The sequence below is a fragment of the Rouxiella sp. WC2420 genome (genome assembly GCF_041200025.1).
Taxonomy (GTDB): domain Bacteria; phylum Pseudomonadota; class Gammaproteobacteria; order Enterobacterales; family Enterobacteriaceae; genus Rouxiella.
Genome location: NZ_CP165628.1, coordinates 3,071,988 through 3,094,443, shown reverse-complemented (window position 1 = coordinate 3,094,443; position 22,456 = coordinate 3,071,988). Strand labels below are relative to the sequence as shown.

Below are 22,456 nucleotides of genomic sequence, written 5' to 3'. Positions count from 1 at the left end.
TCCTTCTCAATGCTTATGAGTTTGTGGGTAAACCTTGGAGCCTTCAGCGCTTTGTGGCATTGAAAAAAACTTTTGTTATAAGAACTAAGGAGATAGAAGAAGTATTTTCTGGAGAGATTGAATTTTTGGGTAAATAGGTATTCAGTGATGAATGTCACGGTTTTATTTAAAATGCAGATGTGTGGGATTTTATTTATTGATTTTTTGTGACAGCAGCCGAGTTGGGGAGTGTTTTTAAATTTACCCAGAACCGCTCGCAGATCTATATACTCTTCAGGCTATTAACTCTGTACTCCTCCGGGATTTATTCATGCTGGCTTCAGGCTCACATCTGTTTAGGGCTGGACGAAGAAAATGCATGGTGATTGCAATATTGCGTAACGGGAAGGGAAAAATGGGCGTTCGAGAAAATACATTTAGTATCTTGAGGGAACTAGAGCAAAATACGTCAAAAATTGATAGTACCCAGGCGGAACAACTGATTTTGCTGATCAGAAGTACAAAGCATATTTTCCTGCAAGGGGCGGGGCGCAGCGGCATCGCCATTCGTGGTTTTGCCAACCGGTTAATGCATTTAGGGTTTTCTGTCAGCATGGTGGGTGAGATTTCTTCTCCCCATACTCGGCCTGGAGATCTTGTTATCATCGGCTCAGGAAGCGGGGAAACGTCCAGCCTGAAAAGTCTGGCCCAAAGGGCGCATGAGAGTGGTGTTGACGTTGCGCTGGTTACCATGAAAAAAGACTCGACGATTGGGCAATTCGCCAAAAGTATTCTGGTGTTACCGGGGACAGTCAAAGGCGAAATAGATGATGAAACGGCGGCATTTTCTCAACCGATGGGTTCGGCTTTCGAGCAACTGAGCTTTATCGTCTACGACGCCATCATTCTGGAATTGATGACCCAACTTGGCGAAACCAGCGAGAGCATGTTCAGAAGACATGCAGATTTGGAGTAAATCAGTCTGGTGGAGTCATTCAGCGGGCTATGGATCTACAAAAACGTCATTGACCAGCCAGTCGTGGAGCAGCTTAACTTCAGGGCGCATGACAATGTGCTCGGGTGTCACAACATAGTATGCCCACGCCAGTGGCCAACGCTGGTCCTGAAGCAGCTGCCTCAGTTGCCCCGTCTCAATCAAACTGTTTACCAGCGCCTTTCTGACTATCGCCACCCCACGTCCGCTCAGGGCCGAGAGGATAACTGCTGAAGTAGAGTTAATATGCAGACCGTTTTGATTAACTTCCGGCGCACCAGTGGCTTCAAGCACTTCTTTCCAGGAAGGGAAGTTGGCGCCCGGATGTGGCGTATCGTCATGAATAAGTTTTTGCTCAGCCAGCCATTTACCCTGACACGCCTGCGGTGGGGGCAGAAGTTGCGGACTGCAAACCAGCACCGCCTCTTCATCCATCAGCCAGGTTTTATTAACCGCGGGCCAATCGCCTTTACCGCAGCGGATGCCAATATCCGCCTCGCCGTGGGAAACATCCATCAGCTTTTCAGTGACATTCAGCCGTAAATCAATATTTTCATGAAGTGTCGAAAAAAGATTGAGGCGTTCCATTAGCCAGTTCATCACCAGCACCTGAGAGGCGGTAATTACCACTACCGATCGGGATTGACGGCCACGCAGTTTGCCGAGTCCTTTTTCGAGGCTGTCCAGCCCTTGACTGATATCTTGCAATGCCTCCTGAGCTTCACTCACCAGCGTCAGGCGTTCTTTACCGGAGCGTTTTCTGTGGAGCAGCGGATGCCCAACCCATTCTTCAAGCGCTCTGACCAGTTGCCCAATGGCGGCTGGCGTAACGCCCAGTTCTTCGGCCGCACCGATAAAACTGCCATGACGGGCCGTTGCTTCAAAAGCATGTAACCATTTAAGCCGGTTAAGGGAACGCATTTTCACTCCGATTCTGTTTTTCCTCATCCTCACACATATCTTCGAAGCGAAATAGATTTTCTTTCTTGGCGGGTCATTTCTTCTCGTTCGCCAGCCTCGTGCCGAGCTGTCAGGATTAAGCAACAAGAGAACGCTGTCCCGGACAGTTTCCTAATCCAATATCATCGGTTTTGAGGATTGAATATGAGTAAGTTATTTGCAGGTAAAAAATTGTTGGTAGTAGGCGGGACCAGTGGCATAGGCTACGAAACGGCAAGACGAGTGCTGGAAAACGGTGGCAGCGTTGTGCTGGTTGGCAATCGAAAAGACAAAGCTGAACAGGCACGGCAGTCTTTGGCAGCAGGCGAGCTGGTATCAGTTATCTTGGCGGATCTGATGACAGAAGAGGGCATGAAGCAGGTGATGAATACTATCAACGCCGAGCATAAAGATATTAGTTTGCTGGTTAATGCCGCCGGAGTCTTTTTCCCTAAACCCTTTATAGAAAATGAAGTCGCTGATTACGACATGTATATGAACATCAACCGTGCTTTATTTTTCATTACCCGCGACGTGGTGCGCAATATGGTGCAGGCAGGCATCAAGGGCGCGATCGTGAATATTGGTTCAATGTGGGCGCAGCAGGCCATTGCTGCAACGCCGTCTGCTGCCTACTCAATGGCAAAAGCAGGTTTACACGCGCTGACTAAAAACCTGGCAATTGAGCTGGGTGGCAGTGGCATTCGTGTTAATGCAGTTTCACCGGCGGTGGTGCATACTCCAATTTATGAAGGGTTTATTGCGAAAGATGATGTCAAAGATGTAATGAACAGTTTTGATAGTTTCCATCCTATTGGCCGGGTGGGCACCGCGCAAGATGTAGCTGAAACCGTGGCTTTCCTGCTTTCGGACAAGGCCGGCTGGGTAACGGGAGCGGTGTGGGATATCGACGGTGGCGTAATGGCAGGCCGAAACGCCTGACCTGTAAGGCTTGGAACAGCGTATAAATTTCGATTCTCTGTTAAATGAAAAATCCACGCAATTGTGTGGATTTTATCGTTCAATAACCGCAGCGTAATGCTTGAACCCGAGTCAGTCACAAACCATTAAATCTCGCTATTTCAATTTGTTAGTAGGTACTCGCTTGGCAGGCTGTCGATGTCTTGCATGATACGAGACACATGTTTGCGCATGCGATTACGCGCCACTGTAGCCGATTGCTGCTCAATGGCTTCGACGATCTTCTTGTGATCATTGAATGATGCACGAATCAGCTGCAAATTATCTGGCGAGCAGTTGAGTATGCGATCAATGTGAATACGGTACTGCTCAACGTGTTTCCACAGTGACTGATATCCTGACAGCTCACTCAGCCGCTGGTGGAAACTAAAATCAAGCCGGTACACTTCGGCAATTGCTTTGCGCCCGAGAGCCTCTTCGTGCGCGGCCAAAATATCCTGTAACCCTTTCAGCTGTTCTGGGGTCAAGCCCCTCTCGGCCAGGGCTTCGGCAATGCTGCCCTCCAGCGCCGCACGAATAAACACGGCTTCACGCACAATGTTGATATCGATTAGCGTTACGCGGGTATTGAGGTTGGGATTGAACTCCAGCAGTCCATCATGTGACAACAAAATCAGCGCTTCGCGTAGCGGCGTCAGCGACACCTTGAAATGTTCTTTCAGCTCATTTTTATCGATGATGGTGCCTGGCTGCAGACGATTACTAATAACTTCGCCTTTTAGCCATTCATAAATTTGCATTTTTGCCGTGACGGGAGTGTTCAGCATCTGCTCTGCCCTGAGTCGAGATAAAAGAACAGTTTACCTGCGCATTGGGATGATGTTAAGCCGCCGCAGCGGCCTAACGTTCTGGTGACTAACCGGTAATGCGCCGAACCTGATTCAGAATCTCACCGTAACTGCCGATCGGCTGCTGATGCAGCAAGTCATGACCCACCACAAAACCATCAACATCGAGCTGGCTGAGGCGGTCCAGCGAATCAAAATTGATGCCGCCATCCACCAGTGTCTGGAAGCCGTAACGCTCACGCAGTGCGGCCAGTTGGTCTACTTTTGGCACGATATAATCAAGAAACTTCTGGCCGCCAAAGCCGGGATTGACACCCATAATCATGATGTAATCCACCAACGGCAGCAGTTCCTGAATGCTTGCCACCGAAGTACCCGGATTTATTGCGATACCGGCCTGCTTGCCATGAGCACGAATGTTATCCAGCGTGCGGGCAATATGTACCTCAGATTCAGGGTGTACATAGAGGATGTCGGCTCCGCACTCCACAAACAAGTCGATATAGCGGCCCGGATTTTCAATCATCAGATGCACATCCACGCGCTTTTTCGTGTTACCACGCACTACGCGCAAATCTTGCGGGCTGAGCGCCATGTTCTGGACAAAATGGCCATCCATGATATCGACGTGAAAGATATCGCTGTCAGCGGCATCCAGCGCTTGAATAGATTGCTGCAGGTGATTGAAATCGACACTATATATAGAAGGGCATAACAAACGCGCCATGGGTTACTCCTCGCTAAACCGCAGCAGCACTTTGCAGCACGCCATCGGGTTGGTTTCAAACAGATTCAACGCCTGCTGAATCGCGTGGAAATCAAAACAGTGGCTGATTAGCCTGTGCGGCTGAATCTTGCCACTCGCCATCCAGTCAATCACTGTCGGAAACAGCTTGTTGTTGAGACGCGACGCGAACACCGTCAACTCTTTGGCGTTGAGAAAACGCTGCACTACCGAAGAGGTTTCGGCAGGAAAACCCATCAAACCAATGCGTCCAGCGGGTGCAGCGATTTCTGTCGCCTGCGCAAAGATAGAAGGGTGACAGGCGGCATCAATCACCAGCGTGGGCGCAATCTGTTGCTCCTGCAGCCAACTCACCAGATCCACCTCACTGTTATTTATCACCTTATCCGCGCCATTCTCCAATGCTCCCTGCAACCGGCTATCAAGGCGATCCACCACGATCAACTGTTTAACGCCGTAAACCCCTTTCAACACCTGTACGACGGTTAAACCAATCGGCCCTGCGCCATAGACCAGCGCCACATCACGCGCGCTGGCGCCGGTGCGGTTCAGCATATTGGCGGCGATTGAAAACGGCTCCACCATTGCGGCCGATTGCGCGTCGATATTTTCCGCTACGGCATAGGCCAGCTGTTCGGGTACACAGCAAAATTCGCTGAATCCGCCTTCACGATGCACGCCAACGACTTGCAGATGGTGGCAGATATTTGAGCGCCCAATAGAGCACGGATAGCAATGACCGCAGCTCACTACCGGATCCACAGAAACACGCTGGCCTATTTTATCGGTAGAAACCCCTTCACCCACCGCATCAATCACACCGGCAAACTCATGGCCGATGATGCGCGGATATTTAACAAACGGATGCGAACCGTGATAAATGTGCAGATCCGAACCGCAAATCCCGGCGTAGCTGACTTTCACGCGTACTTCTCCCGCGGCCGGTTGCGGTGTTGGCAGTGTCTCCACCCACAATTCTCCCGGCGCGATAACCTTGATACTTTCCATTTTTCCTCCAAAGCGAACGCCACTGCGTTCTGAAAGGTTGATTACTCACTTCTGTCGGCAGAAAGATCCTGATGCAGGGTCTCTTTGGTTTTTAGCGTGGCGAACAGGGTGATCAGCGCCATGGCACCCAACCACAGTGACAGCGGCCAGGGGGCACCGCCGCTCCACTTAATCAGGAAGGCACACACAATCGGCGTAAGACCGCCAATCACACCGGCTAGTTGTGATCCCAGCGATACGCCGGAATAACGCACATCGGTGCTGAACAACTCGGTGAAAAGTGCAGGTTGAATACTGTACATCAGGCCGTAAATCACACTGTAACTGAACACGATGGCGAAGATGAATAGCGCTACTGAGCCGCTGCCGATCATCCAGAACAGCGGAAAGGCAAAAATCAGCGCTAATGACACGCCTGCCAGATAGAGCGGTCGGCGACCAATGCTGTCAGAGAGATGACCAAAAAACAGAAACGTAAAAGTACCTACCACGCTCGCCAGCGCAATCGCCATCAGTGGAATATCCCGTGACAGGCCCAAAGTCGTGGTGGCGTAAGAGGTAAAGAACACGGCAATCCAGTACGACAACACCAACTCAGTCATACGCATCGCTACTGTCGTGAGAATGGCACGAGGATGGGTTTTCAATAGGCGTATCAACGGCATGGACTGTTTGGGCTGCAAGGTCTTTTTCTTTTGCGCTGCAAGGAAAACGGGCGTTTCATCCACTTTGCTGCGCATAAACAGGCCAAGCCCCAACAACACGATGCTCACCAGAAAGGGTACGCGCCAGCCCCATGCGTACAGCTGTTCATCGGGCAGGCTGGCGATCAGCGCAAAGGCGGCGGTGGAGAGAAACAGGCCAATGCTGTTGCCCAGTTGTACAAAAGTGCCGAAAAAACCGCGCCGATGAGGCGGTGCGTATTCGGCAATCATCGTCGAGGCGCCGCCCCATTCGCCGCCGATGGCAAATCCCTGACACAGGCGCAGCAACACCAGCAGCACTGGCGCGAAGTTACCAATCACCGCATGGCTGGGAATTAAGCCAATGCCGAAGGTTGCCAGTCCCATCATCATGATCGAGATGATCAGTGTTTTCTTGCGCCCGATCTTATCGCCAAAGTGGCCGAAGAATATCGCCCCCAGGGGACGGCTGAAAAAGGTGATAGCGATGGTCAGGAACGACACGATGGTGCCGGCAAAAGGTGACAAATTGGGGAAGAACAGGTGCGGGAACACCAGCGTGGCCGCCAGGCCGTAAATCATAAAATCATATTGCTCGATGGTGTTGCCCGCCAGCGATGAACCAATGACATACGTCAGCTTGCGGCGATCTTCCCGCGAAGCAGCGCGTGCAGCCGTTTGCTCTTGTGGATAAAGAATGGCATTTCCGGACATAGGGTAATCCTCAGGGTTCAGTCAATCGTTATAAGAGTGATGTTGGCTGATGCGTTAAAGGCAAAGGGAGAGAGAGTTATCTTGCTCACCGATATATCGATAATTGATCTTTTTTATTAATTTAAACGTGATAAAAATCACGATTTTGATACATTTCATTCACATTTTGCTTTGTTTTGTTTTTATGTGATTGAAATAATTAAGCTTTAAAAAATATATTTTAATATGTCGAATAGATCTTCACAAAAACCAATATATCGGTATAGGATTTAAAAAGACCAATAAAAGAGGTTTTTATTATGCCTGTTATACAAAAGATGAACGTCTACCGTGCTGTATCCACCCTGAGCAAACCGATTTCCGATGCAACCCATGACATCAGCCAGATCGCTTTTTACGTGGTCGAACTTGAGCTGGACAATGGTGTGACCGGCGAAGGTTATCTGTTGTCATTCCACTATTCACCGCAGGCAATTACCGGCGCGCTCAACGATCTACGCGATGCGGTAATTGGATTTGAGTGTTACGAAACCGCGAAACTCAGCGCCGCTATTGAGCGAGAAACTGAATATTTCGGCAATAATGGTTTGCTAAAGTGGGCGCTGGCTACCGTGAACGTGGCAATGTGGGATGCGTGGGGCAAGACGCTGAAGCAGCCAATTTGGAAGTTGCTGGGGGCCTCAACCCACAAAGTGCCGGTTTATGGTTCAGGCGGTTGGCTCTCTTACAGCGATCAAGAGCTGATTGATGAAGTCAGCGATTACAAGGCGCGCGGTTTTGGTGCCGTGAAGATCAAAGTCGGCACGCCGGAGAGCAAAGGCGGAATTGAGTGCGATATCATGCGTTTGCGCAAAGTGCGTGAAGTGGTAGGTAACAAACTTAATATTATGATGGATGCCAATCAGGGCATGAATGTGCCGGACGCCATCAAGCTGTCAACGCTGGCGGCAGATATCAATATTCACTGGTTTGAAGAGCCGTTGCCGCACACTGACTTCGCGGGCTATCAGTTGATCCGTCAAAAAACGGGTATCGCGCTGGCTATGGGTGAACGGGAATATGATATGGAACCATTGAAACAGCTTATTGCTCGTAACGCGCTGGATCTTTGGCAGCCCGACATCATTCGTATTGGTGGTGTTGAAGCCTGGCGTCAGTCAGCGCTGATTGCGCATGCGCACAACATTCCAGTGTTGCCACATTACTACAAAGACTACGATGTGCCGCTGCTGTGTACCGTGCCGAACTTTTACGGCTGCGAATCCTTTGACTGGATCGACGGCATCATCGACAACAAAATGCGGGTAGAAAACGGCGAAGCCTGGGCGCGTGAAGGGGCTGGCTGGGGATTTACCTTCTTGAAGCAGCATCTGCAGGAACTGTAAGGGGCGCACATGAATGACATTATCTTGCCATTCTTCTCGCTGGCGGGGCGCAGTGGGATTGTTACCGGCGCATCCGCAGGGATTGGCCGAGCGGTGGCACACATGCTTGGGCACGCAGGCGCTACCGTGTACAACTTCAGCCGTCGCCCCACGCAGCGTGACATTGATTTGCCTTGGAGCGAGGGAGTGATTGATGTTGCTGTGGATATTACCGATGAAGCTTCACTGACCGCCGCGATTGCCGACATCGCAGAGCAGCGAGGCATCGATTTCCTGGTGAATAATGCCGGGAAAACCCGCCGCGTAGACGCGCATGAAGTGGAGGCTGAATTCTGGCGAGACATCCACGCGTTAAATGTCGATGCGCTGTTTCGCACCAGCCAGCTCTGCTATCCATGGCTAAAGCAGTCACCGCATGTTGGACGCATCGTTAATGTCAGTTCGATGGCAGCCCATCTCGGCTTTGAAGGCGTTACCCCTTATTGCTCCACCAAGGCCGCAGTAATGGGGATCACACGAGGCCTGGCGGTAGAGTGGGCGGGGCAAAACGTGGTGGTGAACGCTGTTGCGCCGGGCTGGGTTAAAACCAATATGACGGCTACGGTCGCCGACCCACAGCGACTGGAAAATATTTTGGCACGCATGCCGCTGCATCGCTATGGCGACGCGTGGTCAGAGCTGGCGCCGGTGTTTTGTTTCTTGCTCGGCGATGGAGCACGCTACATTAATGGTCAGGAAATAGCCGTTGACGGTGGTGCGCTGAGTTTTGGTTTTTGAAGTTAAACCAATGCGATACTCATGATCATGCTCGATTAATGTCAGCACAGAGGCCTTTTTCGTTTTTATCTGATAATCATTTCCTGCACTTTGCTAGAAATACAATGAGCAACATTCACAAGGTGAGAATGCCTAAAAAACGTTACCCATGAGTTGTGCGGGCATCTCCAGGTCATTCAACAGTTCTGCGCCAGTTTATTGCTTGCTTAAACCAAAGCCTCGACGTCAATACTCTCTCTAAGAGCGTAATAGATAGGCTGGAATGATTCCGCAAGGTCGGCTGCCATTTTCATATGCAATTGCGCTGTCGGTGTCTGCATCATCGACTTTATGTCCTCCATGTTTCGCCATCTTGCATAATTGGCCACATGGCGCTTATCGGTGCTGACATGGAGTTTTACAGAAATAAATCCAGGCAAATGGCGCATCACTTCTTCTGTCGCCTCGGACAAAATCTTTAACAACTCCTCGCTGCGAGAAGGTTCAACGGTGAAGGTATTAATTAGGATAAGTTCTTCGCTAGCTTGGGTAAGTATGTTCATTTTTCAGCTCTCAAGTTATAATGTAAGGATGCTTACATTATTATCAGGACCCTTATATGTCAACCACTGATGCTCCCTTATTACTCGCCAAACGATTTGGCTATGCGCTCAAGCGTTGCCAGCACGTCTTGAGATTACGCATGGACGAAGTCTTGCGACCGCTTTCACTGACTACTCCGCAGTATGCTGTACTCAGCGCGATTGAGGCCGAACCGGGTATTTCCAACGCCCGACTCGCACGTACAGCCTTTGTAACTCCGCAAACCATGCAGGGTATTTTGGCCAACTTAGAGCGGAACGGGATTATTACTCGGCTCCCAGATCCTCTTCATGGCCGTATATTGCGTAGCGAGTTAACGGTTCATGGGCAGGAAACTTTGCTCAAAGCACATAGGGGTTTTAGTCGAGTTGAGGAGATGATGTTCACCTCAATCGGTGCGGAGAATGTGGCATCGTTGACAGAAACACTTTCGAACTGTGCGGATGACCTGAGTGGCTGAATTTTTATCTAATTTTGGCGGGGAGGTCAGTTAGCACCATAGCGAACTTACTCGATATGTCAGTAAGTTCGCTCAATCGGGTCTTTGAATCAGAAGAAATTCCTCTGACTCAATATATCTGGTTAAGACGTCTTGAACTTTGTTGCAGGGTTCTGACCAACATTTCGCAAAAAGAAAAGTCTGTTTCGCAAATTGCCTTTGAATGAAGATTTATGCACAGTACGTATTTTAGCCGTATCTTCACAAAGCAATTCGGAAAATTGTGAGTATCCCCGTTTTAATTCCACGCACTTTTTGATATTTCTCGTTTCTCGGCCATCAGCCGATATTATTCTGGCATCAGGTTATTCAGGGCGCTAACTGTTATATTCATTCAGCCAGCGGTCTGTGATCTTCCTTTCTCCTACCTAGAACGTTCACCTCTTTAGTTTAAGGAATATTAAAGTGCTAGAAATCACAAGTAATCAGCAATATATGAATATTTCATTAACAAATAACCCGAAAAATGCAAAAGTTAGAATTGACACATTATTAGTAAATATACAATCAGTGGCTAACTCGCTGATGAAACCCATGCTAGAAAATAATTCCTCTATCAATGAGATTCCCGAAAAACTCATAGCAGAGAAAAATATAGGGACGCTAGAACACATAATGAAGCACGTATTCTTGTCGAGTTCGCTCGAAGAGGGTAAGTTGAATTTATTAAAAATTATAAAAATACAATCCCTTTTTCGTGGGAAATTATTAAGAAAACAGATAACGTTAAAATCATTGGGAAAAGGAGTCACTCTTGTGGAAATTAATGGATATTCTTGTTTATCGAAAATATCTGGAGTAAAAAACATAAGCAAGAATACTGATTCTGATAATAAAATTGTTTATGTTGCCATTAACCAAAGGTATTTCAGAGGCCGTGTTCGTTCATCTGATGCTGTAAGTCAGCATGCAAAAAAGTGTAGTGACTCTGACACATATGGTACATCACCAAAAGTTCAGTCGATTTTTATAAACGGAGGATATTATAATTTTCTACAACGTTCATCTTCCAAACATGCAGAGATGACACCAATTGGACGCATGGTTGTAGATGGTTTAGAAAAAAACAGCATTACCCCTCCAGAAGAGTATAAGGAAGACTATATTGAAATGATATTTTCAGACCATTCGATTCTAACATCTGCCCCGGCTTTATCAAAAAATGGAATCGCCAATGCTATTAATATTAAAGAAGAAAAGTATCATCTTGGAGATGATTTCTCTTTTATAACTAATCATATAAAACCTGGGGAATTAAAACATGCAGCAGACAGGAATCCTCGGGCAGCTATTAGCTACCCGGAAAACTTCACTGATGGTATAGTCAGGATGGCTATTTGTCTGTCTGAAAATCGAAAAGGAGGGTGTAACTTACATGAGTGGGGCCAATTTATGATGAAACTAGACCGGATGAATAACAAACCTAGCTCATCCATAAATCTTGATGGAGGGCATTCTGCGCAGATAGTAATTTTAATGCTTAATGAGGAGTATATGTTATATGCGCAAAGCACAGAATTAACTCCTGTCGGAAATTATATAGAATATGCCAGGCACGAAATATAGGTATGCCAATTGTAAGCATACCTTTAATATAACTATTATTTAAGTGCTAATTGCATGTAAAAAAAATTTTAAGAGGTTAATGAACTAGCGTGTTGTGTGATAACAGTCGCTGCGCTGTCATTAATTTTTTCACTATTTAGCATATTAACCAGTAATTTCAACTCATTTTCACTCATAACACCCGACGCAATATCTTCTTGTATTTCGGAAATCTCGTTCTGAAGTGATAGTTGAGGTGACAACTCTTGAGTATCTATTTTATTACGAATAATAGACTCAGTCATGCTACTAAATGATTCGTCAGTGTATTTACTTCTTGAATTTATGAGATTTTTTAACTGGTTGGATAACATATTGTTGATTTTATGGTCACGCATTATTTCGGTATTAGATTTAATATAACCTGTATAACCTTCGGTGATCAGCCGACGGTAAGGTATCACCCCCTGCCAAGAAGCATGCCTTTCAGGTGTGAACATATTTTTGTGCTCGAGATAAATGATATTGTGTCCCATAAGTGCAAAAGGTTCCAGCGCACCGCTGCGTATCCCAATTAATTTTCCTCCTGTTTTTTCCAATAGTTTATCCATAAAATACCACTGATTTTCACGTGGGCTGAGTAGCGGTTCAGCCCAAAAACGTCCTATATGAGATAATCCCGGTAGTCGGTGGGGATGTCTATTATTAATGACCTGATTACCATCAAATGTTTTTATCCTATTTATATAGGTATCTGCAATGCAAAAAACTGAGATATCATTCTTCTTGAGATAATCCGCTATTAAATCAAACATTCTTGGTCTTGATATAGCTTGCGACTCGCGTTCGTTAGCAAATTCTCTGTCTGCTATCCACAAGGCCACATCTCCTTTTTTAATGCCATGATATTTGATGACATCATCTACCAGGGCATTTATCTTTTCCTGTTCATCAGATGTCACGAGGTTATGCAGTTTTTCTTTAACCTGACTAAATTTATCTGATATTAACGTGTCGTTTTCGCGAAAATGACGATTGATAATTTCGGTTGTCGCTGATATATGAAACATATGCTCAGCATCTTTTGGTAAACGCAAAGGGCAATTGCCTGCACCTTTAATATGTGTAAAAGATGATTTTGTTTCGCTATCATCTAATTTTTCACGCACTGCCTTTAAGTCATTATTTGAATAAGACAGTAACGTTAATCTTTTTTCTGGATTTAATTCCCCATTTTTAATTAATGAATTTTTGATTACATCAAAAGCTTCCGTTGCTGCTTTTTCCTCTCCTTTATTGCCTTCGGTGTATGCGATAGAAATTTCTAATCTCGGCTCAATTAACGCTGTAAATATCAGCGTGTAGCGGTCGCCTGTTGCATAGCCAGGGAGAAAAACATTAATTTTTTTATTTTTATCAGATAATATATCATTAAACGGCTTGTCTCTTTCATGCAGATAAGAATGGCCTATACCAGTTTTTTCATCAACACAGAATAGTTGATTCTTTGTGACTATATCTCCATTTCCTATTTCATGAGATTTTCTCTCACTCTCTACATGTGAGCAGTCTAATATATTTAATGCTATTTCAGAGCTAATTTCACTTTGACTTATTGCAGATTTTTTATAAATACTTTCCATCTTATCAATGACACTTTTTTCAGTGTTAGGGTTTGCAACGGAAAGAGGTGGTGATTTTTCTATTGGTTTTTGTTGTTCACATAATCTTAAACAATCCCATCCAACAACAAATTTACTTTCATCTTTTTTTACTGGTAAATTATATTCAGGGAGGGAATCATTTAACCTGGGGCAGGAAGTTCCTTTAAAAAAAGCGGCACCCTCTGTACTTTCATTATTCTTTAGAAGGGTTATCGAAGTTTGTGTTATATATGGCACTTTCATGTTATTTCCTTGGTTTTTATCAAATGGTGCTTCGGAATGTTTCTCCTAAGCACTTAAAAATAATTTTCTTCCATTAGCATATTACGTAATGAAATTAATTTTTTTGTTTCATTATCTAATAAATTCGATGACATTTCTGCTAATGCTATTTTTTGAAATAGTCTGTATGAAGCGGTTTCCTCATGAATGCCAAACCAGGCTCCTTTCATAAGAGGTAAATTACTATTTAATTCCATTAGTTTGCTAATATTATCATATGTGAGATCATGGCTTGGGCCTATATCAGTATGAATAATTAGTCCCATCGCATCATCAATTATTTCTAAATACCATCGACTATCATCACTTCTTTGCAAGCATACAGCCCCGTGTGATATATCAAGATCCAAACTAAACAGAGTGCCGAATTCTGATACCACAGTTTGTATATACTGATAAGACATTTCTTCCCTTATTAATTAATGTTTAGATTAATGTTTAGTTTAATGTGCCATTATAATTTTTCGTCCGGTTAAAACCTCCTAAATTATGCTGGGTATGGGAAGTGTGAGTTCTTAATGCTTTATTGTTTATATTGAACAAGCAATGCTTAGTAGTAATTCTGGCTACTGTGTAATTACTATAATATATGCCAGAGTATTACATATTTGTTATGTGGGTTTATCTAAAAAATATATTTATGCTGCGGTGTTAAGGATGAACTGGATTAATGATCTCATCCCGTAAAATATAATGTGTAACCTTTTAATATGTCTTAATTTATTATATCTTACTAACTTGGAGGGGATGTTATCATGAGGGTTTCTAAAGAGGAAGAGTGGGATAAACATGAAATTTTGCTGCTGTCAGAAAAGTAAATAAAACTCTTGCTTCTCTTTCTCGGGAACAGGGTCTTGCTTCCGAGACACTTGCGAATACTGATCCGACGATGGCCTAAGGGCGAAGGAATAATAGCTGAATTTCTTGGGTTGCGGCCTGAGCAAATATGGCCAATTAGATATGAATATGTGAAAAACTCTAAGTGATCGACTGTGTTCCGGTAATCAATATACCTAATAGGATGAATAGATATACATCTGCAATCGAAGCCCCTTAAAAACTCAGGCCTTTGAAAACTGGCTGGGTTTACTGCAGAAGGGCGATTATATGACGATGGATAATATCCGTCTGATCGAACGGTGGTATCGCCAGTCCGGGATTAAAGCCGTCAAGTGGGAGAATATACCGTTTAATGCCCAGCAACGAATGGCCGATATTATCCAGCGTAAGTACGCCGACTGGTTCAGCGTGGCCGATGCTAATGAAGATATTGATGCTTGCTGGTGTTGGAACAAAATGAATGTCGGTGAGACTGGCCAAGGTTTAACGGTCGAGGTTGGTATTGTTCATGCAGTTAATCAGGATGCGCACCGCCGGCAGTTTAATGCCGCAGGATCCAATAAGCAGAATATCACTTTCAAAGCCGCATAACCTATTCCCCGTCCGGGGACGGGGAATAGGTGTCAGAAAAGTCGTCTACAGAACATTTCCGGCGCGGAAAACGTCACGTTTAAAAAGATTTAGACGTTGAACAGGAAGTTCATGACGTCGCCATCTTTAACGATGTAGTCTTTACCTTCTGAACGCATTTTGCCGGCTTCTTTGGCACCTTGCTCGCCCTTGAAGGACACAAAGTCGTCAAATCCGATAGTCTGTGCGCGGATAAAGCCTTTCTCGAAATCGGTGTGGATCTTACCGGCAGCCTGCGGTGCGGTCGCACCAACAGGAATGGTCCATGCGCGGACCTCTTTCACACCGGCGGTGAAATAGGTTTGCAGGCTCAACAGTTCGTAACCTGCGCGAATTACGCGGTTCAGACCCGGTTCTTCCAGACCCAGTTCCGCCATAAACTCGGCGCGGTCTTCGTCTTCCAGCTCTGCGATATCAGATTCAACCGCGGCACATACGGCAACCACAACAGAGCCCTCGGCGTCAGCAATGGCGCGAACTTTATCGAGGTACGGGTTATTTTCGTAACCGTCTTCGTTAACGTTGGCAATGTACATAGTGGGCTTCAAAGTCAGGAAGCTCAGGTAACGGATTGCGGCTTTGTCTTCTTCGCTCAGATTCAGCGCGCGCAACATACCGGCTTGCTCAAGCTGTGGCAGGCATTTTTCCAACGCGGCCAGTTCGGCTTTTGCGTCTTTATCGCCGCCTTTGGCCTTCTTCTGCACGCGGTGAATAGCGCGCTCGCAGGTGTCGAGGTCAGACAAAGCCAGCTCGGTGTTGATGACGTCGATATCATCAGCCGGGTCAACTTTGTTGTTAACGTGGATAATGTTGTCATTTTCAAAGCAGCGCACCACGTGGCCGATAGCTTCGGTTTCACGGATGTTGGTCAGGAACTGGTTGCCCAGGCCTTCACCTTTCGATGCACCTTTTACCAGACCGGCGATATCAACGAATTCCATGGTGGTTGGCACTACGCGCTGAGGTTTCACTATCTCGGAAAGTTTGTCGAGACGGGGATCAGGCATTGGAACAACACCGGTATTCGGCTCGATAGTACAGAACGGGAAATTGGCCGCTTCGATGCCCGCTTTGGTCAGTGCATTGAAAAGAGTAGATTTACCGACGTTCGGCAGGCCGACGATACCGCATTTGAATCCCATGTTTTATATCACCTTAATATCTTAATAATCAGGCGGTTAAAGTAATCAGCCTGATGTAATGACCATAATTCCGCTCATTATACACAGTTTGTCGACTTAACTCGATCCGCATCTTTTTTCCAACATCAAACCTTGATAGGCTTTACTATCAAATAACGATTTTTATTCGAGTAATAAGATGAAAAAAGTTTTGCTGTCCACCTTGGTGCTTTGCTTTGCCACCATGTCGTTAAATACTGCCCAAGCCAAAGATCGCGATCTCAAAGCGCGTATCGAGGCTGCCTCTGCACCAACGGCACCGTTAAACAGCTTGTCTGCTGCGGATTTTGACGCTTTTAGCCAGCATTTGAAAAAGGGCAAACTAAGCTGGGTCAGTGAAGTTCCTGCTTTTGCCAAACGTAGCGACGGCGATTATGCGCAAGCGCTTACGATCAGTTTAGCGTGGGGTTTGGAGCATAATCCGGAAGCGGTGCTTGAGATACTCGACGACAGCAGCCCAACGTTGTCCGTGAATCATGTCTGTGGTTTGCCGTTTAGTGATATCAGCGTTCCGAAAGCCGACGACTATATCAAAAAGACCAGAGAGGGTTTGCAACGCTTAACCACCACGACGTTACAAGATAAGAAGGCGAGCTGCTTGAAGGTGTTGAATGGCTCCGCGGGTATGTCAGTAACAGGCAGAGATTATTCACAAAAATGATCCCCCGTATGCCGGGGGAGGGCGACTGCGGGTTTAATTTTCCGCTTTAAAGCTGTGTAAACGATTCATTGCTTTCAACAAGCCGTCTTTCATCAAAATATCAGTGCAGCGCAGCGACTCATCGATGACTTCATCGATCAGTTTCTGCTCGCTGGCCGGGGGTTTGCCGAGCACAAATCCCACAACTTTATTACGATCGCCGGGATGGCCGATGCCGATACGTAAACGATAGAAGTTAGGGTTATTAGCCAACTTGTTCTGGATATCTTTCAAGCCGTTATGTCCGCCGTTACCCCCACCCAGCTTTATCTTGGCAGTGCCTGGCAGAAAATCTAGCTCGTCGTGAGCCACCAGAATTTCGGCGGGTTCGATACGATAGAAGTTCGCCATGGCGCTGACCGCCTTGCCGCTGAGATTCATAAAGGTGGTCGGAACCAGCAGGCGAACATCCTGGCCGTTCATAGATAAACGCGCCGTGTAGCCGAAGAATTTGCTCTCTTCTTTTAACTGTTGGTTATGCTGACGCGCCAGTTGATCTACATACCAGGCACCAGCATTGTGGCGAGTCTGGGCATATTCGGCTCCGGGATTTGCCAGGCCAACGATTAATTTTATGCTGCTCACGTTCTTTTCGCTTCTTGAAGGAAATAATCTGGCCGTTAGTTTACCCGTGCTTGGCGCCGATGCCAAACCGCAGGGCAAAGAAAGCGCCATTTACTTCAGAATCGAATAGTTACAATTTAAAACTATTCTGATTTCATGCAGATAAGCGTTAAAAATCGTAAAGTTTTGTCATTTTTCATCTCCACACTGTGATCGTATCCGCAACCTGCATTCAAGCGTAAGACTATAATTTAATCAGGATACGGGATTGCAGCTTTGCCAGATGGCAAAGGATCACTTAAAGGATTAATGGAGGTGATATATGAAACGTAAAAATGCAGCAGTTTGCGGCAACGTATTGATGGGATTCGGATTAGTGACTATGGTGGGCGGTATTGCCTACGCAGTTCTCAGTCAGGTGTCCAACTTTGGTTTGCCTGACATTCTGACTCACGGCGCGATTATGTGCATTTTTATTGGCGCCTTACTGTGGCTGACCGGCGCTAGAGTCGGTGGCCGTGAAGCGGTAGCCGATCGCTATTACTGGATACGTCATTACGATGCTCGCTGCCGTAAAAATCATCGACACTCCTGACCCATCACTGCCTCCTTCCAATAAAAACTAAAAAGCCCCGGCTAATCAATAGCCGGGGCTTTTTGTTAATCATGCTTGCCTGAAGGCAAGGGGATTAATGCTCGAACATCGCTGAAATCGATTCTTCGTTGCTGATACGGCGGATGGCTTCAGCCAGCATGCCGGACAAGGTCAGAGTACGAACATTTTTCAGGGCGCGAATTTCTGGAGACAGCGGAATGGTATCGCAAACAATCACTTCATCGAGCACGGAATGCTTGATGTTTTCTACCGCATTACCAGAGAAGATTGGGTGAGTAGCATAAGCGAATACGCGTTTAGCACCGCGTTCTTTCAGTGCTTCGGCGGCTTTACACAGGGTGCCGCCGGTATCGATCATGTCATCTACCAGAATACAGTCACGGCCAGTTACGTCACCGATGATGTGCATCACCTGTGAAACGTTTGCGCGTGGGCGACGTTTATCGATGATAGCCATGTCAGTGTCGTTGAGCAGTTTAGCAACGGCGCGGGCACGAACAACACCGCCGATATCCGGGGAAACCACGATCGGATTTTCCAGATTTTGCTGCATCATGTCTTCGAGCAGGATTGGGCTACCAAAAACGTTATCAACCGGGACATCGAAGAAGCCCTGAATTTGCTCTGCGTGCAAATCTACGGTTAATACGCGGTCAACGCCTACGCTGGAAAGGAAGTCGGCAACGACTTTGGCGGTGATTGGCACACGCGCTGAACGCACGCGGCGATCTTGACGTGCATAACCGAAGTAGGGGATAACTGCCGTGATGCGGCCGGCAGAAGCGCGCCGGAGTGCATCGACCATTACCACGAGTTCCATCAGGTTATCGTTAGTAGGCGCGCAGGTGGATTGGATAATGAAAATATCTCCGCCACGTACATTTTCGTTAATTTGCACACTTACTTCACCGTCACTAAAACGACTAACGGCGGCGTCACCTAGGCTGGTGTATAAACGGTTGGCAATACGTTGTGCTAGTTCCGGGATGGCGTTACCAGCAAAAAGCTTCATATCAGGCACGAGAAGAACCTCAGGCTTGCGTCCAGAGAAGATACCGCTTGTGGCTTCACCGGGCGGTGAGCGAAACCATAGCAATATACATACGTACATCACCTTTCATCATTCAGTTTCAGGAAGCTATGTTCCGGTAGGCTGAATTCCGTCAGGTTTACAGATTAAATCAAAAAATTCCGAGAGGCTGGCAAAGAACAGACACGGTAACGGCAACTGTGACTCTCTACGCTTTGGCTGCGACTCTCATTAGCTCGGCACGCGTTTTGTGCAGCGGCGAGACGTTAACGCCTCGGGCGACAAAACCGTTAATCCATGCCGGAGCCTGACCTAGCACTTCTTCGGCAGACGCCTCTGTGTCGAATTCGGCAAACACACAGGCACCTGTTCCAGTAAGGCGCGTCGGCGCGTATTCTAGCAGCCATGAAACAAGCTGTTCAACCTCGCAAAAACGTTTTCTTGCAATAGGTTCACAATCATTGCTGTAAGTTGCACTTAATAGCTCATCAATCAGCCGTTTTGGCGTATCTCGAGTCAGTTCAGGATCGCCGAAAATTGCCGGAGTCGGGATGCTGACTCCCGGATGGGCGATAAGATACCACTTTTCGGCCGGCGAAACGGGTTGTAACACTTCACCAATGCCTTCGGCAAACGCTGCATGCCCCATCACAAATACCGGTACATCGGCACCAAGACTGACGCCCAGCTCGGCCAGTTCACTATCTGAGAGTCCTGCATTCCACAACATATTCAACGCTATTAGCGTGGTCGCTGCATTGGAAGAGCCACCGCCCAGACCGCCGCCCATCGGTAAACGTTTCTCAAGCAGGATATCGGCACCGCGAGGTGCGGGTAATCGCTGCTGTAACATTTTAGCCGCGCGGACAATCAGATTTTGCTCGTCCGGCACTCCTTCTACTGAAGGGGTGAGGGTGATTTTGGCATCATCTCGCACGGTAAAGGCCAGACGGTCACCGTAGTCCACAAACTGAAATAACGTTTGCAGATCGTGATAACCGTCAGGGCGCTGCCCGGTGATATACAAAAACAGATTGAGTTTAGCCGGAGATGGCCAGAATTGCGTCATCTTAGTTAAGCGTCCAGCTATCCATTTTCAGTTTGATACGCTGTTGACCCTGAGTCATTTGCAGCAGGTTTGGCAGTGGCGGCTGAACGGTGGTGTCGTAGCTCTGATAGGTCACTGCACCGTCTGTGCCTTTCTGCTTATAGTTGACCTGACGCAGGCGATACTGGCTGTCGAGGCTGAAATCACTGCTGTCGCCCGGCAGGCCAAGCATCCATTCGCGCATGTTTTCCAGCGGGATCGACATACCGGTCAGTTTCTGGATCATGTCATCAGGATCGTTGCTGGTGTAGTGCTTGCCCTGGTTGTTGGTCAACTCGGCATTGCCATTCTGAACTTTAAGTTCCATTTCAGTGCTGCCGAGCGGGTTGGTCAGCAGCAGGCGGTAGCTTTGTGGCGAGAACTGCTGCCAGAAGAAGTGTGCATAAACTTTCTGTTTGTCTGTGATGTAGGCGAAGGAACCTCGTGTCTGGTAATGATCCAGTTTTTTGACCTGCTGCTCGTGTGCGCGCCATTCCGGCGAAGTTGGGCTGGTTGACGGACCGGTGGTCGGCGAGAAAGTCGAACAGGCGGACAGCACCAGGCTGGCAAGGGGGAGCAGGCGAAGCAGGTTGGTCTTATGCATTGGCATAACGAGTCGGGTCCTTTCATTTTTTGAGTTCAGACGAGGCAGTTTAGCATAGTCCCGCTGGACTTGGAGTTTGAAAAATCACGCGATAGTGAGTGAATCACTGTGGCTTTTACAGAGGGTAAATGTAATCAGCTTTGTCTGGTAGTCGCTGCGTAAAGTCGTGTAAATGATAATCACTATCTTCTGCCTAGTGCCTTGAATCACAGCTTATTATAAAAACCGGACAGATAGTGCGGTGTGGCTTTTATTGATCTCGCGCATCTTGTAGAATGCGCCTCAGACGTAAACCCATACAAAGAAAAGTCTCTTTCGACTATCACTCCTATGACCCTACTTGCATTAGGTATCAATCACAAAACTGCCCCGATATCTCTGCGTGAAAAGGTAACCTTTTCGCCGGACACTATCGAACAGGCGCTCTCAAGCTTGCTTCAGCAACCGCTGGTGCAGGGAGGCGTAGTCCTGTCTACCTGTAACCGCACCGAGCTGTATCTCAGCGTCGAGCAGCAGGAGCAGTTGAAGGGTAAAGGGGATGTGCAGGAGCAATTGGTTAACTGGTTGTGTGATTATCACCACCTCAGTGCCGAAGATGTGAAAAAGAGCCTTTATTGGCATCAGGACAACGCCGCCGTCAGCCATCTGATGCGCGTTGCCAGCGGTCTTGACTCCCTGGTACTGGGCGAGCCGCAGATCCTCGGCCAGGTTAAAAAAGCCTTTGCCGAGTCTCAGCACGGTCAGGCTGTGTCTGGCGAGCTGGAACGTTTATTCCAGAAATCTTTCTCGGTCGCCAAACGCGTGCGTACCGAAACAGACATCGGTGCCAGTGCCGTTTCTGTAGCCTTTGCCGCCTGTACTCTGGCGCGCCAGATTTTTGAATCCCTGTCTGAAGTCAATGTGTTGCTGGTCGGTGCCGGTGAAACTATCGAGCTGGTGGCTCGTCATCTGCGTGAGCATAAAGTTCGCCACATGATGATCGCCAACCGTACCCGCGAGCGAGCGCAGGGGCTGGCCGATGAGGTTGGCGCAGAAGTGATTTCGCTGCAGGATATCGACGCCCGTCTGGCCGATGCCGACATTATTATCAGCTCCACCGCCAGCCCGCTGCCAATTATCGGCAAGGGTATGGTCGAGCGTGCTCTTAAAGCGCGCCGTAATCAGCCAATGTTGATGGTTGATATCGCCGTTCCGCGTGATATCGAGCCGGAAGTCGGCAAGCTCGCCAACGCCTATCTTTATAGCGTTGACGACCTGCACAGCATTATTCAAAATAATCTTGCGCAACGTAAAGCTGCCGCCATTCAGGCAGAGTCTATCGTTGAACAAGAAAGCTCCAACTTTATGGCCTGGCTGCGCTCACAGGGCGCGGTTGAAATTATTCGTGATTATCGCTCCCGCGCCGACACTGTGCGCGCCGATATGGAAGCAAAAGCCATCGCGGCGATTGCACAGGGCGCCGATGTTCAGAGCGTCATCCACGACTTGGCCCATAAACTCACCAACCGCCTCATTCATGCACCTACCCGGTCACTTCAGCAGGCCGCCAGCGATGGCGATGTTGAGCGTTTGCAAATTTTACGCGATAGTCTCGGGCTAGATCAGTAAACTACCCAAAAGGTCGAGTACCTGAAGGCGG

General features: G+C 47.4%; 24 protein-coding genes. 11 read left to right on the top strand and 13 right to left on the bottom strand.

Annotated features, from left to right (window positions below; all coding sequences use genetic code 11):
* Positions 1–394: 394 nt before the first annotated feature.
* Positions 395–955 carry a 6-phospho-3-hexuloisomerase gene (hxlB, locus tag AB3G37_RS14140; RefSeq protein ID WP_369790962.1) on the top strand — a complete coding sequence of 187 codons (561 nt, stop codon included), beginning with the start codon at positions 395–397 and terminating at the stop codon, positions 953–955.
* Between the two features lie 27 nt (positions 956–982).
* Here hxlB and AB3G37_RS14135 read toward each other — a convergent pair whose 3' ends face one another.
* Positions 983–1,894: a LysR substrate-binding domain-containing protein gene (locus AB3G37_RS14135; RefSeq protein WP_369788191.1), complete on the bottom strand. Its 912-nt coding sequence runs from the start codon at positions 1,892–1,894 to the stop codon at positions 983–985.
* Positions 1,895–2,077: 183 nt separating this feature from the next.
* Here AB3G37_RS14135 and AB3G37_RS14130 point away from each other — a divergent pair, with 183 nt between their 5' ends.
* Complete coding sequence (locus AB3G37_RS14130; protein ID WP_369788190.1) at positions 2,078–2,854, top strand: SDR family NAD(P)-dependent oxidoreductase; 777 nt, start codon at positions 2,078–2,080, stop codon at positions 2,852–2,854.
* A 140-nt stretch (positions 2,855–2,994) separates the two neighbouring features.
* Here the strand turns inward: AB3G37_RS14130 and AB3G37_RS14125 are convergent, their stop codons facing one another.
* The 4 genes from AB3G37_RS14125 to AB3G37_RS14110 all read right to left on the bottom strand — a co-directional run bounded on the left by AB3G37_RS14125 (position 2,995) and on the right by AB3G37_RS14110 (position 6,831).
* Complete coding sequence (locus AB3G37_RS14125; RefSeq protein WP_369788189.1) at positions 2,995–3,660, bottom strand: GntR family transcriptional regulator; 666 nt, start codon at positions 3,658–3,660, stop codon at positions 2,995–2,997.
* A gap of 88 nt (positions 3,661–3,748) precedes the next feature.
* The gene (locus AB3G37_RS14120; protein WP_369788188.1) at positions 3,749–4,408 is read right to left on the bottom strand and encodes a ribulose-phosphate 3-epimerase; all 660 of its coding nucleotides are present in this window, start codon (positions 4,406–4,408) and stop codon (positions 3,749–3,751) included.
* A 3-nt stretch (positions 4,409–4,411) separates the two neighbouring features.
* Positions 4,412–5,434 carry a Zn-dependent oxidoreductase gene (locus tag AB3G37_RS14115; protein ID WP_369788187.1) on the bottom strand — a complete coding sequence of 341 codons (1,023 nt, stop codon included), beginning with the start codon at positions 5,432–5,434 and terminating at the stop codon, positions 4,412–4,414.
* Between the two features lie 41 nt (positions 5,435–5,475).
* Complete coding sequence (locus AB3G37_RS14110; protein ID WP_009635412.1) at positions 5,476–6,831, bottom strand: MFS transporter; 1,356 nt, start codon at positions 6,829–6,831, stop codon at positions 5,476–5,478.
* Between the two features lie 299 nt (positions 6,832–7,130).
* On the opposite strand from AB3G37_RS14110, the gene AB3G37_RS14105 reads away from it, so the two are divergent.
* On the top strand, positions 7,131–8,216 hold the full coding sequence (locus AB3G37_RS14105) for a mandelate racemase/muconate lactonizing enzyme family protein (RefSeq protein ID WP_369788186.1): 1,086 nt from the start codon (positions 7,131–7,133) through the stop codon (positions 8,214–8,216).
* 9 nt (positions 8,217–8,225) lie between these two features.
* Positions 8,226–8,993 carry an SDR family NAD(P)-dependent oxidoreductase gene (locus tag AB3G37_RS14100; protein WP_369788185.1) on the top strand — a complete coding sequence of 256 codons (768 nt, stop codon included), beginning with the start codon at positions 8,226–8,228 and terminating at the stop codon, positions 8,991–8,993.
* Between the two features lie 206 nt (positions 8,994–9,199).
* Here the strand turns inward: AB3G37_RS14100 and AB3G37_RS14095 are convergent, their stop codons facing one another.
* Positions 9,200–9,535, bottom strand: coding sequence for a putative quinol monooxygenase (locus AB3G37_RS14095; protein ID WP_369788184.1), 336 nt, complete (start codon positions 9,533–9,535; stop codon positions 9,200–9,202).
* Between the two features lie 56 nt (positions 9,536–9,591).
* Between AB3G37_RS14095 and AB3G37_RS14090 the strand changes: the two genes are divergently transcribed.
* Both AB3G37_RS14090 and AB3G37_RS14085 read left to right on the top strand, forming a co-directional pair.
* Entirely contained in the window at positions 9,592–10,035 is a 444-nt protein-coding gene (locus AB3G37_RS14090) for a MarR family winged helix-turn-helix transcriptional regulator (protein ID WP_369788183.1), read from the top strand.
* Positions 10,036–10,479: 444 nt separating this feature from the next.
* Complete coding sequence (locus AB3G37_RS14085; RefSeq protein ID WP_369788182.1) at positions 10,480–11,640, top strand: phosphodiester glycosidase family protein; 1,161 nt, start codon at positions 10,480–10,482, stop codon at positions 11,638–11,640.
* Positions 11,641–11,708: 68 nt separating this feature from the next.
* On the opposite strand, the gene AB3G37_RS14080 is transcribed toward AB3G37_RS14085, so the two are convergent.
* Together AB3G37_RS14080 and AB3G37_RS14075 are read right to left on the bottom strand one after the other, a co-directional pair.
* A complete protein-coding gene (locus AB3G37_RS14080; protein WP_369788181.1) occupies positions 11,709–13,526 on the bottom strand; it encodes a hypothetical protein in 1,818 nt (605 codons plus the stop codon).
* A gap of 53 nt (positions 13,527–13,579) precedes the next feature.
* Positions 13,580–13,969, bottom strand: coding sequence for a type III secretion system chaperone (locus tag AB3G37_RS14075; protein WP_369788180.1), 390 nt, complete (start codon positions 13,967–13,969; stop codon positions 13,580–13,582).
* 423 nt (positions 13,970–14,392) lie between these two features.
* Here AB3G37_RS14075 and AB3G37_RS14070 point away from each other — a divergent pair, with 423 nt between their 5' ends.
* The gene (locus tag AB3G37_RS14070; RefSeq protein ID WP_369788179.1) at positions 14,393–14,551 is read left to right on the top strand and encodes a helix-turn-helix domain-containing protein; all 159 of its coding nucleotides are present in this window, start codon (positions 14,393–14,395) and stop codon (positions 14,549–14,551) included.
* 121 nt (positions 14,552–14,672) lie between these two features.
* A complete protein-coding gene (locus AB3G37_RS14065; RefSeq protein WP_369788178.1) occupies positions 14,673–14,996 on the top strand; it encodes a DUF1281 domain-containing protein in 324 nt (107 codons plus the stop codon).
* Between the two features lie 89 nt (positions 14,997–15,085).
* On the opposite strand, the gene ychF is transcribed toward AB3G37_RS14065, so the two are convergent.
* Positions 15,086–16,177, bottom strand: coding sequence for a redox-regulated ATPase YchF (gene ychF / locus AB3G37_RS14060; RefSeq protein WP_369788177.1), 1,092 nt, complete (start codon positions 16,175–16,177; stop codon positions 15,086–15,088).
* Between the two features lie 178 nt (positions 16,178–16,355).
* Between ychF and AB3G37_RS14055 the strand changes: the two genes are divergently transcribed.
* On the top strand, positions 16,356–16,877 hold the full coding sequence (locus AB3G37_RS14055) for a hypothetical protein (protein ID WP_369788176.1): 522 nt from the start codon (positions 16,356–16,358) through the stop codon (positions 16,875–16,877).
* Positions 16,878–16,910: 33 nt separating this feature from the next.
* On the opposite strand, the gene pth is transcribed toward AB3G37_RS14055, so the two are convergent.
* A complete protein-coding gene (gene pth / locus AB3G37_RS14050; RefSeq protein ID WP_369788175.1) occupies positions 16,911–17,501 on the bottom strand; it encodes an aminoacyl-tRNA hydrolase in 591 nt (196 codons plus the stop codon).
* A gap of 301 nt (positions 17,502–17,802) precedes the next feature.
* On the opposite strand from pth, the gene ychH reads away from it, so the two are divergent.
* Positions 17,803–18,075 carry a stress-induced protein YchH gene (gene ychH / locus AB3G37_RS14045; RefSeq protein ID WP_009635424.1) on the top strand — a complete coding sequence of 91 codons (273 nt, stop codon included), beginning with the start codon at positions 17,803–17,805 and terminating at the stop codon, positions 18,073–18,075.
* A gap of 94 nt (positions 18,076–18,169) precedes the next feature.
* Here ychH and AB3G37_RS14040 read toward each other — a convergent pair whose 3' ends face one another.
* The 3 genes from AB3G37_RS14040 to lolB form a co-directional block, all read right to left on the bottom strand.
* The gene (locus AB3G37_RS14040; protein ID WP_009635425.1) at positions 18,170–19,117 is read right to left on the bottom strand and encodes a ribose-phosphate pyrophosphokinase; all 948 of its coding nucleotides are present in this window, start codon (positions 19,115–19,117) and stop codon (positions 18,170–18,172) included.
* Positions 19,118–19,334: 217 nt separating this feature from the next.
* Positions 19,335–20,195 (bottom strand): 4-(cytidine 5'-diphospho)-2-C-methyl-D-erythritol kinase, encoded by an 861-nt coding sequence (ispE, locus tag AB3G37_RS14035; protein ID WP_369788174.1) that lies wholly within the window; start codon positions 20,193–20,195, stop codon positions 19,335–19,337.
* 1 nt (position 20,196) lies between these two features.
* Positions 20,197–20,823 carry a lipoprotein insertase outer membrane protein LolB gene (lolB, locus tag AB3G37_RS14030; RefSeq protein ID WP_009635427.1) on the bottom strand — a complete coding sequence of 209 codons (627 nt, stop codon included), beginning with the start codon at positions 20,821–20,823 and terminating at the stop codon, positions 20,197–20,199.
* 324 nt (positions 20,824–21,147) lie between these two features.
* Between lolB and hemA the strand changes: the two genes are divergently transcribed.
* Positions 21,148–22,425, top strand: a complete 1,278-nt coding sequence (gene hemA / locus AB3G37_RS14025; RefSeq protein WP_369790961.1) for a glutamyl-tRNA reductase — start codon at positions 21,148–21,150, stop codon at positions 22,423–22,425.
* Positions 22,426–22,456: the final 31 nt, after the last annotated feature.

Coding starts and splice junctions, on each gene's coding strand:
- hxlB (WP_369790962.1), top strand. CDS start 395: ATGGGCGTTCGAGAAAATACATTTAGTATCTTGAGGGAACTAGAGCAA.
- AB3G37_RS14135 (WP_369788191.1), bottom strand. CDS start 1,894: ATGCGTTCCCTTAACCGGCTTAAATGGTTACATGCTTTTGAAGCAACG.
- AB3G37_RS14130 (WP_369788190.1), top strand. CDS start 2,078: ATGAGTAAGTTATTTGCAGGTAAAAAATTGTTGGTAGTAGGCGGGACC.
- AB3G37_RS14125 (WP_369788189.1), bottom strand. CDS start 3,660: ATGCTGAACACTCCCGTCACGGCAAAAATGCAAATTTATGAATGGCTA.
- AB3G37_RS14120 (WP_369788188.1), bottom strand. CDS start 4,408: ATGGCGCGTTTGTTATGCCCTTCTATATATAGTGTCGATTTCAATCAC.
- AB3G37_RS14115 (WP_369788187.1), bottom strand. CDS start 5,434: ATGGAAAGTATCAAGGTTATCGCGCCGGGAGAATTGTGGGTGGAGACA.
- AB3G37_RS14110 (WP_009635412.1), bottom strand. CDS start 6,831: ATGTCCGGAAATGCCATTCTTTATCCACAAGAGCAAACGGCTGCACGC.
- AB3G37_RS14105 (WP_369788186.1), top strand. CDS start 7,131: ATGCCTGTTATACAAAAGATGAACGTCTACCGTGCTGTATCCACCCTG.
- AB3G37_RS14100 (WP_369788185.1), top strand. CDS start 8,226: ATGAATGACATTATCTTGCCATTCTTCTCGCTGGCGGGGCGCAGTGGG.
- AB3G37_RS14095 (WP_369788184.1), bottom strand. CDS start 9,535: ATGAACATACTTACCCAAGCTAGCGAAGAACTTATCCTAATTAATACC.
- AB3G37_RS14090 (WP_369788183.1), top strand. CDS start 9,592: ATGTCAACCACTGATGCTCCCTTATTACTCGCCAAACGATTTGGCTAT.
- AB3G37_RS14080 (WP_369788181.1), bottom strand. CDS start 13,526: ATGAAAGTGCCATATATAACACAAACTTCGATAACCCTTCTAAAGAAT.
- AB3G37_RS14075 (WP_369788180.1), bottom strand. CDS start 13,969: ATGTCTTATCAGTATATACAAACTGTGGTATCAGAATTCGGCACTCTG.
- AB3G37_RS14065 (WP_369788178.1), top strand. CDS start 14,673: ATGACGATGGATAATATCCGTCTGATCGAACGGTGGTATCGCCAGTCC.
- ychF (WP_369788177.1), bottom strand. CDS start 16,177: ATGGGATTCAAATGCGGTATCGTCGGCCTGCCGAACGTCGGTAAATCT.
- AB3G37_RS14055 (WP_369788176.1), top strand. CDS start 16,356: ATGAAAAAAGTTTTGCTGTCCACCTTGGTGCTTTGCTTTGCCACCATG.
- ychH (WP_009635424.1), top strand. CDS start 17,803: ATGAAACGTAAAAATGCAGCAGTTTGCGGCAACGTATTGATGGGATTC.
- ispE (WP_369788174.1), bottom strand. CDS start 20,195: ATGACGCAATTCTGGCCATCTCCGGCTAAACTCAATCTGTTTTTGTAT.
- lolB (WP_009635427.1), bottom strand. CDS start 20,823: ATGCCAATGCATAAGACCAACCTGCTTCGCCTGCTCCCCCTTGCCAGC.
- hemA (WP_369790961.1), top strand. CDS start 21,148: ATGACCCTACTTGCATTAGGTATCAATCACAAAACTGCCCCGATATCT.